Below are 11,290 nucleotides of genomic sequence, written 5' to 3' on the forward strand. Positions count from 1 at the left end.
TGCGCTTGCCAGCGTACTCGGCGTCGGCGAAGGTCATCTGCTTCATCGGGAAACTCGGTGGGTGGGGTCGCGGTATTTTGCCAAATCAGAAAGTCTTTTTCAGAGTTTCCCTAGAGAAATTGCCTGAAAACGACACAGGCAACACATGTTGCCTGCTCTTTTTCCGGAGTATCCGTGGCGCCGCGAATACTACCTATAGCCCGCGCGGGTTGTCGAAGTCAGGTTGGCCGTTCCTGGTGGGATAGCCGACTTTGCAGCCGGTGGTGCGATAGCCGCTGCAGCCCCAGAAGTCGAAGCCGCCCTTGCCAGCTTTCTTGCGGTGGACCAGGGGCAGACCGCACTTGCCGCAGAGGAAGTCACTGGCCGGCGCCGTGGGAGCGCTGGCGGTAGAGCTTGCTCGCGGGTCGCCCTGTGCGCTGGGGTGCGCGCGCAGCGTCTGCAGCTCCGACTGCAGGAGCTGGTAGAACTGCTGGACCACGTTCATGTAGGTGTCCTCGCTGTTAGCGATCCGGTCCAGGGCGACCTCCAGGTTGCGGGTAAAGTCGAGGCTGAGGAAGCTGAAGTTGTGCTCCAGGAGCGCGATGGTGGCCTCGCCCAGCTCGCCGGGGATCAGGCTTCGGCCCTTCATCTGCACCTGGCCCTTGTCGATGATGTTCTTCACGATCGAGGCGTAGGAGGATGGCCGGCCAATCCCGCGGCGCTTCATCTCGCCCACCAGGCTGGCATCGGTGAAGCGCTTGGGAGGGGAGGTTTTCTTCTCCAGGACCTCGCCGCTGTAGACCTTGAGGATCTGGCCTGGCTCCAGCTCCGGGATGGGGTTTGAGGGCGTTTCGTTCTTCTGCTCCTCGGCGTCATCGCCTTGCAGCAGTTTTCTCCAGCCAGGCACGTTCAACAGCTTCCCTTTGGCGCCGAAGCGCAGCGGCTTCTTGTCGGGGCCGACGCCCAGGAGGGTGATGGTTCTCACTGCGTACACGGCAGCTTCGATCTGGCTGGCAAGCGCACGAACTCGAATGAGCTGGTACAGGGCCTGCTCATCAGCAGTTTCACCAGCGGTAGCGGCCGTCCAATCGGTGGGGGTGATGGCGGGGTGGCCCTCTTGGGCGTCCTGGTCAGCCTTGAACATCCGCTGTTGCTCAACACACTTCAGCCCCAATGCCTTGGCGACAGCACGGATATCCGACATGGAGTCCTTCGAAATATTGGGGTTGTCCGTCCGGTGGTAGGTGATGAGCCCCTGTTCATACAGCCGCTGGGCGATCTTCATCGTCTTGTCGGGTGACCACTTCAGCGCATTCCCGGCGGCCATCTGGAGCGAAGAGGAGATGAACGGCGCCGGAGGCGTATCGGTTTCTTCGCCATCAATGCAGGTCTCGACGATCACATTGCGTATAGCCCCCACCAGTTCTGCGAGTTGACGATCCTGGACATACGGGAACTCCTTGCTGGCAAACGTGGGCACTGGATCCCACTCCGCCTTCCAGGTACGGCCGTCGCTGGGCGAAACGAAGGCCAGTTCCACCCCGAAATGCTTGATTGCTGTGAAGGCGCGAATCTCCCGCTCTCGCAGGACCACCAGGTACACGGCGACGGACTGCACGCGCCCGGCGGTGGTTGGCCTACCCATCACACGCCGCAGCTCTGGCGTGACCAGATACCCCACCAGGCGATCGATGACGCGACGGCATTCCTGCGAGGCGACCTTCGGGAGGTCCAGACGGCGTGGTGAGCTGAGCTCGGCGCTGATGCACGACTTGGTGATTTCCTTGAAGGCAACGCGCTTGTAGTTCTTGATCCCGGCAGCCTGGAGGATGTGCCAGCCGATGCTTTCGCCTTCCCGATCCGGGTCGGATGCGACGTAGACTTCCACGGCTTTCTGCCGCAGCTCCTTCAGCCGTGCGACGGTCTTTTCCTTGCCCGAAAGGATCTGGTAGTGGGGTTTGAAATCCTGGCCTACGCCGACGGTGAGCATCTGCGGATCCTGGCCGTGAACGGGTAGGTCTCTGATATGACCGGCAGTCGCTTCGACCTGCCAGGTCACGTCGGGACGAATGGAGGGGAGAAGGGACCGCAGCTTTTTCAGCTTGCCCGGGGCTTCAATGATTACGAGGTGCATCGGCGGAATCTCTCGGAACAGTCGGTCGAACTGTCGCGGTCAGAGAGCGGGCCAACAATGAGAAATGAACGGTGCGTTGTTGCAGTTTTCGGGAGGTGCTGTAGAGCGGGATCGATCAGAAGTCGAGCTGTTGTTGCTGCTCCTGGGCAAACCCTTTCAACCAGGACGCCCGCATCGCAGGATGACTGTAAGGGCAGTCGAACACCCGTAGCCCTTTCCGCGCGGCCTCAGCGCCAAGAGCCCGTACAGTCCGGTGGGGATCGTTGTAATGTCGCCTGTCCAGCTTGTCGGTATGGGTCGCTTTCTTTGACACACTGCACCTCGTACTGGTCGAGATTTCCGAATCGGAAGTTCTTGCCACCAGAGACTTCGCGAACGGGCGGCCAAAATTAAGGATGCTGGTTTAACAGCATTTTGCCGGCAAAGCTGTTCATTGCGGTTGCTCCAGTCGCTGGCATGCTTGTCGAGGCTGCGGGCGGCGAAGAATGGTTCTAGCCACCTGCAACTTCACGAGTGGGCGCGGAAAATTAAGACCGGCGTTTCACCGTCGCTTCGGCAATGCCCTGAGCCATTCGGATGAAGGCCGCGCGATCTTCTTCCTCCATAAGCGCCATGCACTCCAGAACTGAAATCTCGCCGGCGCTGAGGGGCTGCCTGGTCAACGGCTCATCGCGATCCCGAAATGGGCAATGTGAACCTGCTTGGTCATCTTTCCTGTTCATGGTGGATTTCCTGTCGGGCGAGTCTTTGTAGAGGCTGCGGGCGGCGACGAGTAGTGCTTGCCACCCGCAGCTTCACGAATGGGCGGACAAAAATTAAGCCGCCTGCTACATGGGGATGTCGTCGTCGAAGGCGCTGTCGTAGTCCTGCTGCGAGACTTGCCGAGTCTGCTGATGCTGGGTCGCCTGGCCATTGGTCGACGGCAACAGGGTGACCTCGGCCAGGCGATGCGGAAGGATGGAAATGCGCGAGGCTTCGACCTTCAGCGCCTGTACTTCTTCGCCAGACTCTTTGTCCGGCCAGCGGTCCATGATCGCCCGGCCTTCGACCTTGACGCGCATACCTTTCGCGAACAGTTCGGCGAAACGCTGGGCATCCTGATGCCACCACTCGACGCTGCACCAGAAGCCGCCGCGATCCTTGTAGCCACCCTGGCCATCGGGAATCGAGTTGTCGAACATCACGTTGAGACGCAGCAACTGCCGCGGGGGATTGTTGCCGTTGGGGAAGCTGCGGTGCTCCGGCGCCGAGCCGATGTTGCCTTCCCAGAAGACGGGGGTAGCCATGATGAATCTCCAGTCGGTTGAGTCGGGGGTTAGTGGGTGGAGCGTGGTTTGAAGGGGGAGCGAGTGGCGCGGCTGGCCACGTACCCGAGCAGTTCACGGGTTTGCCGAGACGTTGCAGCCAAGGTGTTGGCCATGTGCTCCTTGAACACTTCGCTGGCCAGCTTTTCGACGCCGCTGTCGTAAAGGGAGTTGAACAGCAGCTCCGCGTCATGAGCGGAGCGCAGCAAGCCGTAGAGCAGGTCCTTGGCGATGGAGGAGCCGGCCACGCTGGGCAAGGACTTGGCGGCCACACCTTCACCGATGATCTGCCCCTGGAGGAAGTTCAGGGCCTGCTTGATCTGCTCGGGATTCGCCGCGTCCAAGGACTCGACGGCCAGGTAGTTGCATACGACCTGTTCTGTCCTGGGTCGGGCCGGCTCGCCGAGGGTGTGGTCGCGCATCAGGTCGAGGGTCTTGATAGCGAACTGGAGCAGGTGGTTGTGGCTGAGGATCTCGGGTTGCTCGATGATCGCCTGTTCCATCTTGTTGAAGGCGTTGATGTAAGCGACCTTCCAGTGCATAGCTTCCTTGCCAGTGAACCCCATGCAGAGAAGGGTGAAGCCGTCGCGAGTCATGCGCACGTATGGCTCTGGCCTGTTGTTCGCTCCCGTGCGGGAACACTCCTCAAAATTGAGGAGTGCAAAATCCTCGGGACATTCCAAGTTTTTGATATCCCGTAACACGTTGTCGTGCCTCTTCCGAAAATGCTTGGCGACGTCGAGGCTGGTCGTGGTGGGCTTGCCGCCGATGATCTCGACGCTGACCTCGGTGGAGGGCTGGGCTTTGGTGTTGGAAACGGTCTTGCTGCTGATGTTGCTCATGTTGTCTCTCCGTTGGTGATCGTTTCGTCGAAGGTAGAGCGGTACAGCTACATGCCCACGGAACCAGGGCGGGTCTGACTCTGCTGCAGTCGGCCCATGAACTCGGCCTCGGCCTGGCCCATCTTTTCCGCACACTCGGCGGCCTGCTTGCCGATGGAGTGGATCAGGCTGATCTGCATGTTGAGGGTGATGCGCTGCAGCTCCATCTCGTAGAGGTCTTGCAGCAGGTATTCCGGGGTCTTGTCCTGGCGCAGCATTTCCGCCCACACCCCGACGCCCATCCGCCGGGTTGCAATGTGCTGCCAGCGAAGAAAGGTGGTGCGTGCGGATGTGCGCTGCTCGATGAGTCGGGTGGGCAGAAGAGTGAAGGGCGGGCGACGAACCTGGGCCAGCAGTCCCTGGGCAAGCTCAAGCAATCCCTGCTCCAGGACTTCGCATTGCTCCGCCAACTGGGCCAGCTCCCCCTTACCTTTAAAAGGCTTTAAAAGGCCTTTTAGTGAGGCACTGTGTTGCAGCGCCTGGAAGGCAGTTTGTTGCAGTGGGCGGAAGGCACTTTGTTGCAGAGCGCCTTGCTGGTCCTTATCGAGCTGCCGCATTCCGATCAGTCCTCGAGCTCGACACGGTCAGCGTCATCATCGGCATCACCGTCAGAGCGGCCCCGAGTGATCGGCGGAGCGAAGTTCGAGCGTCGGGTACCCTCCAGGATGTCCTGCGGGATCTCGCCGAACTTCTCGTACATCTTCCGCGCGGCTTCGGCGCGAGCGTTGTTCGCGGCGAAGTCGTCGCGAGTGGCGCCCGTGAACTGGTAGCTCTGAGCCAGACCAAAGAGGCTGCGCAGCACCGACGCACCTTCGTCGAGCCAGACCTCCATGTCGCGGCGACCGACCAGTCCGACGTGCTGGGCCAGCAGGATTCGGCGGGCGAGTTCGTCGTAGTTGGTCAGGAGATAGACCGCCTTGAAGCCGAGAGGGTTGGAGATGAACAACGGGACCTTGACCGGTGTGACGGACAAGTTCTCGGAGATATCGAGGGTCGCTGGCAGCTTGGCCATTACGTCATCCAGGCGCTGGTCGATGGCCTTGAGCGCGGCTTGGCAGCTCTCGACTTTCTCTTCGATCTGAACCAGCCACCAGTCGGAGTACGGATCGTCCTGTGCTGCCCCGCGGTGCATGCGATTCACGTATGCACAGAAGCCGGAGAGGCCGAGGATGCTGTGCTTGGCATCCGACTTCTGCCGGCCTGTCCAGATGCGGGCGGCGTGATAGGTGTGAAGCGTCAGTTTGACATCGCTGCGGAGAGAGCCGATCTGAAGCCGATGGGTTTCAGCCATGGTGCAGTGTTCCTATATAGGGAAGGGGTTCGGCCACATCGTGCTGATCGTGGTAGGAGCGCGCAGTAGGAAATACATGGTTCGCCGCTGGGGTATTTCCGCTGGCAGTGCGGGTTCATCATCATCCCGCCTGCGGCTCATGGAGGTTGGCCTCCTTCAGCTCTTGGCCGCCTCAGGGGCGTTGTCTATCGCTACGTCGACGCAACTTTTGAGTTTGCCGAGCAGCTCGCTCAGTTCCTGCAGCTCCGTAAAGTCGATAGGCCATTCATCGTTGTCGTTGAATAGGGTTGCCAGCCCTAGCAGCCGCTCGAATTCGAGCTCGTCCATGGGGGCATACAAGATCGAGTCACACATCTTTCGGTTCCTCTTGAGTGGGAGAAGTTGATAGCCCTCGGCGCCGAGGCCAGGACCTGGCGAAGTGATGCGGGCCGCAACACCCCGTTCGCCGTCGGCGACGAGGTCGATCCTTGGCAGAGTGATTCGGGCCGAATCACCCAGCTCACCGTCGGCGCCGAGGTCGATTCTTGGCAGAGTGATTCGGGCCGAATCACCCAGCTCACCGTCGGCGCCGAGGTCGATTCTTGGCAGAGTGATTCGGGCCGAATCACCCAGCTTGCTGGCGGCGCCGAGGCCAGGACCTGGCGAAGTGATGCGGGCCGCAACACCCCGTTCGCCGTCGGCGACGAGGTCGATCCTTGGCAGAGTGATTCGGGCCGAATCACCCAGCTCACCGTCGGCTCCGCCCCGAGGGAAAACCAACATGCTCGACAGTGAGTTTTTCATGGCTCGTCACCCCGTTCGGATGGCACGCTCGATCCGTGCCTGGGCCGAATGAGGTCCTTGAGCCGGCTGAGGACCTCGCTCCCTGTCCGGGTGTCTCCCTTTGGCTGAATCTGAGGCTGTGTAGGCGTTGTGGGGCTTGGTGGTGCCGGAGCACGACAGGGGCGTTCCGCTATTTCTTCCGGAGCCCAAGAGGCGTTGAACTTGCCCTGGACTGCACGCTGGATGAGCGTCATGAGGTAGCCGAAGGGGTTACCGACACTTCCTCCCGCACATCGGTGCCGCCACTGCTCGATGACCGGACGACGCAGCTCCTCGGACACCCGTCGGAGCGCGCTTACGGCTTGGATCCGTTGCTCGGCCTCCAGTCCGTTCAGGAGATCCTGCCAGTTCGGATGTGCGTCCTCGCGTGCTCGCGGTTGTACTGGCTTTTTACATACAGAATCTTGTTTGTATGTATACGTACTATATGAGTTCGGCATCCGAACCAAGGGTGTACTCGGCGGATTCTGTCTGGGTTCGGCATCCGAACTCAGCGGTAGAGCGCATCGCTTGCCGCTGATTTCACTGAGTTCGGCATCCGAACTCGGGGTGGAATGAGGTAAATCGGGCAGAGTTCGGATGCCGAACTCTGCCGCTGGATCCGCTTCGAGCTGACTATCGAGAGCCCACTGCTGATGGTTCAAGCGCCCCTCAAGCTTCTCCAGGTGGGAAGGCAGGCGCCGACCAACGTCCGGATCGTCCCTGAATTCCCTCCAGGTGACCTGTCCTACTTCGCGTATGGCTCGGTTGCCGTGGTCGGTGGATTGGCTCAGCAACTGCATGTAGTCGGGGTCCAGCTCCAGGGCTTCTGCCGGGGATACCGGTTCGTCGTGGAGGATGTAGACGTTGCCCTGTACTTGCCCGTTGAGGTCGTTGCGCAGGCGTCGGCCGAGGCTGAGCCAGCGTGTCAATCGAAGAACCGTGAGTGCCTTGGCTATGGTTTCGCGCGAGGCGATCTTGCCCGGCTGCATGCCGAGATAAGGGCGCAGTTGCTCGTATGTCGGGAACGCGGTCAGCCCGTCGTCGTTGATGAGCAAGCGGAACACTTGCCAGCAGTTCCGCTCCAGCGGGGTGAGGCGTTTATCCAGCAGCAGGCGCCGAGGAACGGTCTCATGCGGGTTGCCGCTGAAAATGATGCCGGAATACTGTTGAGCCAGCGGTTCGCCGCTCTCGGCAGCAAGCCGCTTCTTATACAAATGGGCCTCGAGATGTCCCGAGGCCGAATCCAGCAGAGTCGAGATGGGAAAGCGCGACAGCCTCATGGTGCTGTGTCGCCTTCCGACTGAACCAGGTTCAGTTGTTGTTGACTTTCTGTCTCAGCGTTCACCTGCGTTGTTGCGGAAGGGGCAGAGTGGGGCAGGTGTGAGCTGATGCTGGCCAGATAAAGAGTCGTCGGAGACCTGGGATGACTTGCTTGGGCCTGACCCGATTTGTCAGACGAATAGAGTCCGTCTTTCAACCAGCTCTGAATGAGCCACCAGACAACGGCGAGGCTTATGAACTCCGGGCTATCCTGATCGGTGCCTGCGTTGATTTCCTCGGTCAAGATCATGGCGATGTCGAGAAGCGCCAAGCTATCGTCCAGGCTGACCTGGTTCTCCTGCATCAAGTGATCCCAGCGATACCAGATCTGGTGTTCCAGTGTTCCGTCGAGCTGACGCCAGCGGCCCCGTCGGGGGTGTATCTCCATGATCAGCCGCTTGATCGCAGTGTCTTCCGGCGACAGACCGAAGAAGCTCTGAATCATCGTGGTGGTAGCCCCGAGTTTGAGAGCACGCTCAATTTGCAGCTCCTCTTGCTGAGAGCGCTCTGCGGTGGCCAGGATTTTTTCCATGACGTCGGTGTTCACCCTCACCTCGACCCAAGACACCGGGGTATTCGTCAGGAGACTCACGACGAACGGCTGTTGTAGCTGAGCCAGAATTTCTGGCTTCAGGCCCATTTCGGCGCAGCGTTTGAACTGCCCATTGCGCAGGTGGTTGATCACCTGCGTCAGGACCGCTTCATTGATCAACGACTTCGACATGTCGATCCCTCCCCAAATCGTGCGAAATCACTGGTCGGTAGCTGCTTGCTCGGAGGTGGCCGGCGGCAGCTCAAGGTCAACCAGGCGCCGGGCAAGACGAATGATCCGGAACAGTTTCACCAGGGCTTCGTCATTAAGACGGCCTGCCTGGCTGGATGGCTGATCGCCTGTGGTGGGTTGGCCCAGCAGCAACTGAGCGAGGCCAGCTGAGAACTGGAATTCACCCAGAGCATCACGACAAGTTTGCGAGTCGACCTTGTCCAGGATTACCTGGACCTGGCCACTGAGAGACTGAAACAAGGTGATCAGGTGCAGGGCTGCCTCAGAAAGTTCGCAATCTTCTGCTGGCTCCCGGTACGAGTAGCCCACACCACCTTGAATCCTCTCGATCGTTCCGGGGGCGCCGACGATAACGGCAATTTCTTCCACCAAGTCAGCGATGTGCTGTCGCAGGATTTCGGGGGTGTCGATCGACCGCTCGATGTACCAGAGGTCGGTGATCGGGTGCAGGCCGCCGACTTGCACCGGGATTGCCTGCAGAGCTGTTTCCTCGAAGACAGGTAGATGTTCACCCTCGAGAGCGGCCAGCCGTTGGCGAGTCTGCTGAATCTTGGTGGATACCGGGCTCACGATATGACCTGCCAAGAGTTCAGCACGCTCCTCGTCGGTCAGTTGCTGCTGTTGTACAGGTAGTGGCGGAGTTGGCGGGGTAGAGGGATTACCCGGGAGGCTATTGGTCTTGGACGTTTGGAGGCCGGCAGCGGGGCTCTGTGATTGTGCTTGTCCAGTAGTCGACGCAGCAGGATTTTCCTGCCCTACGGCTGGGATTCCAGGTGGTGCGGCAGGTGCGGGCAGGTCGACCAGAGTGCCGCGGCGCTGCTCCTGCTGGCCGTTGGTGATCTCGAGCAGGATTTGATCATAGCGAAGGCCCAAGGGACGCTTCATCTGGTCGATGAGTTCGTCCTGGAAACGCTCGAAAATGAACTCGTCAGGGCTACTGTCGAAGATCGCCAGGGTGTCCTGGAACAGCATCTCGAAGTCGATACCCTCGCCGGAGTAAAGGCGTTTCCAGCAGCCCAGGGAAGCCTTTCGTAGTGAGAGAATGCGAGAGACACGATCAACTCCCAGGCCCGAGTACAGCATGCTTGGAATGGCTGGAAGCAGGACCTCAACGGTATCCAGCATTTTGCTTATGTGGGACTGAGATACTGGGTAGCCATCCGCTTTTAGCCGACGTGCCAGCTCACGCTGGGAAATGTTTTCACCGCCGCTTTCCTGCTCATAAAGGACTTTCGCTTTTTTTACTCCGATAGCTCGCTCAATGAACTTGAGGTCACCCTTCAAATCGTTTTCGGCCAAGTGACCGGTCAGCGCGATGATTTCGCCGCGCTGCTTGTCCCAGGGCCTGAACAGGCAGTTGAAACGGAAGTAACGCTCGTCGCCGGTCTCTTTGTAGAGCTCGTTGAGAATTTCCAGGCGAGTGTTTCCGCCGTTGCGAATGCGGTATTTGTCTTCGCCAGGGCGTCGAGTTACTGGTGGCGGCGTATCGAGACCTCGATGCCGGATCGATTCTTTCAGCTCATCGTATTTCGGGTTTCGAGTGGTCCGGGGGTTATCGTGCCAGGGGAGGACCTGGTCGAGTGTCAGCACCATGGGGGTGTCGCTGATCGGGTCCGACAACTGCTCAAGAACGGGCGGCGCGGTGAAACCAGGGGCAAGTAGCCGGTCTTTCAGATCTTGCGGGTTGATCTTGGCCATACTCATGCCTCCGCCACCTGAGGCGTGTTCGCCGCAGCCAGCTCTGCCTGCAGACGCTGGTTCTTGGCGAAGAGCTCGTCGACCATTCGGTTCGCTCGAGCGAGTTCTTCTTCGAGCGCGTTGCTGCGCTCCAGCCGGTAGACGATCTCGCTGTTGGCCGAGCGGTGGTTATCCGCGGCTTTTTGCTTGAGTTGATCGCGGAGCCCTTGCGGCATGCGTACAACAAACTTGTCTTCTGCGTGTTTGCGGTCGATCGAAGTAACGTTCTTCATGTTGTTCTCCTGCAGATCGCTCAGTAATGAGCGGCCGTGGTCTGGAATGAGGGCGATGGAGACGCATTACTGGCCTGGAAGAAATCCAGTTGTGCCAACCCCTCAAGCGCTGCGCTGTTGAGCCAGAGGCATTCGATTCGCTCTCTGGAGCCGTCTGCATAGGCGTGGCGGTCGACTCTGTGCCAGGTGCTGTAGAGCTCGTCGTAGAGGGGGCAGGGATATCCGGAGAGCACCACCATGCCGCGCAGCCGTTTGAGGAATGCCGCCAACTCCTTGTGCTGGTTGTCGTCCAGTTCGTACCGGTACGACTTGCCGGTGGCGTTGTGGCGCACCTTCGTGCTGCGGGTCGAGTGGACATAGGGCGGATCCACGTAGTGCAGCGTATTCGGCCGGTCGTGATACTCCATCAGCGCGAGGGCGTCGCGGTTCTCAATCACCACGCCCTGCAGGCGTTCTGTTATCGCGGTCAGCGTGTCGGGGTAGTTGCGCCAGTCCAGTGCAGGTCCGGTACCGGATCTGGTCGAGGTTGAGCGGAACCCTGTACGTTCGCCGGACGCAGCTGCGGTACCGAAACCTTGCAAGCTTCGGATAACCATCCGCCGCGCGCGCTCGAGCGGATCGGACGTTTCCGCGTAGCTGGCTTCGAACTCTTCCCGGGCAAACGGGGTAAGCGCCAGGGCCTGGCGCAGTTCCTCACCGTGATCCCGCGCGACTCGGAACAGGTTCACCACGTCCCCGTCGAGGTCGTTATAGATCTCGGCGTAGCTGCGGGCTTTCCGGAGCAGGACGGAGGCTGCGCCGCCGAAGGGCTCGACGTAAGTGT

General features: G+C 60.0%; 13 protein-coding genes. All 13 read right to left on the reverse strand.

Translation table 11 applies throughout. From position 1 onward, the window contains the following. Positions 1-193: 193 nt before the first annotated feature. Positions 194-2,113, reverse strand: coding sequence for a type I DNA topoisomerase (gene topA, locus FFS27_RS20010; protein ID WP_023101571.1), 1,920 nt, complete (start codon positions 2,111-2,113; stop codon positions 194-196). 115 nt (positions 2,114-2,228) lie between these two features. Continuing rightward, positions 2,229-2,426: an ICE-associated protein CrpP gene (gene crpP, locus FFS27_RS20015; protein WP_071533909.1), complete on the reverse strand. Its 198-nt coding sequence runs from the start codon at positions 2,424-2,426 to the stop codon at positions 2,229-2,231. A 214-nt stretch (positions 2,427-2,640) separates the two neighbouring features. Further along, positions 2,641-2,835, reverse strand: coding sequence for a hypothetical protein (locus FFS27_RS20020; protein WP_016851608.1), 195 nt, complete (start codon positions 2,833-2,835; stop codon positions 2,641-2,643). Positions 2,836-2,940: 105 nt separating this feature from the next. Continuing rightward, positions 2,941-3,399 carry a single-stranded DNA-binding protein gene (locus tag FFS27_RS20025; RefSeq protein ID WP_016851607.1) on the reverse strand — a complete coding sequence of 153 codons (459 nt, stop codon included), beginning with the start codon at positions 3,397-3,399 and terminating at the stop codon, positions 2,941-2,943. Between the two features lie 29 nt (positions 3,400-3,428). Then, entirely contained in the window at positions 3,429-4,259 is an 831-nt protein-coding gene (locus FFS27_RS20030; RefSeq protein WP_012076855.1) for a Rha family transcriptional regulator, read from the reverse strand. Positions 4,260-4,306: 47 nt separating this feature from the next. Next, positions 4,307-4,855 (reverse strand): DUF3158 family protein, encoded by a 549-nt coding sequence (locus FFS27_RS20035; RefSeq protein ID WP_016851606.1) that lies wholly within the window; start codon positions 4,853-4,855, stop codon positions 4,307-4,309. A gap of 5 nt (positions 4,856-4,860) precedes the next feature. Beyond that, positions 4,861-5,589: a PFL_4669 family integrating conjugative element protein gene (locus FFS27_RS20040; protein ID WP_016851605.1), complete on the reverse strand. Its 729-nt coding sequence runs from the start codon at positions 5,587-5,589 to the stop codon at positions 4,861-4,863. A gap of 156 nt (positions 5,590-5,745) precedes the next feature. Next, positions 5,746-6,372, reverse strand: a complete 627-nt coding sequence (locus tag FFS27_RS33650; RefSeq protein WP_256659563.1) for a hypothetical protein — start codon at positions 6,370-6,372, stop codon at positions 5,746-5,748. Continuing rightward, positions 6,369-7,673 (reverse strand): STY4528 family pathogenicity island replication protein, encoded by a 1,305-nt coding sequence (locus FFS27_RS20050; protein ID WP_023101569.1) that lies wholly within the window; start codon positions 7,671-7,673, stop codon positions 6,369-6,371. The genes FFS27_RS33650 and FFS27_RS20050 overlap by 4 nt, the downstream gene beginning before the upstream one ends. Next, on the reverse strand, positions 7,670-8,437 hold the full coding sequence (locus FFS27_RS20055; RefSeq protein ID WP_016851602.1) for a DUF2857 domain-containing protein: 768 nt from the start codon (positions 8,435-8,437) through the stop codon (positions 7,670-7,672). Before FFS27_RS20055 ends, FFS27_RS20050 begins: the two co-directional genes overlap by 4 nt. A 27-nt stretch (positions 8,438-8,464) precedes the next feature. Continuing rightward, a complete protein-coding gene (locus tag FFS27_RS20060) occupies positions 8,465-10,201 on the reverse strand; it encodes a ParB family protein (RefSeq protein WP_023464346.1) in 1,737 nt (578 codons plus the stop codon). Continuing rightward, positions 10,198-10,467 (reverse strand): ICE element conjugation transcription factor TprA, encoded by a 270-nt coding sequence (gene tprA, locus FFS27_RS20065; RefSeq protein WP_003117035.1) that lies wholly within the window; start codon positions 10,465-10,467, stop codon positions 10,198-10,200. Before tprA ends, FFS27_RS20060 begins: the two co-directional genes overlap by 4 nt. A 20-nt stretch (positions 10,468-10,487) precedes the next feature. After that, on the reverse strand, positions 10,488-11,290 hold an 803-nt coding region (locus tag FFS27_RS20070), incomplete at its 5' end, for a DNA adenine methylase (RefSeq protein WP_137952169.1).

Source organism: Pseudomonas sp. 2VD, assembly GCF_005503585.1.
Lineage (GTDB): Bacteria > Pseudomonadota > Gammaproteobacteria > Pseudomonadales > Pseudomonadaceae > Pseudomonas > Pseudomonas aeruginosa.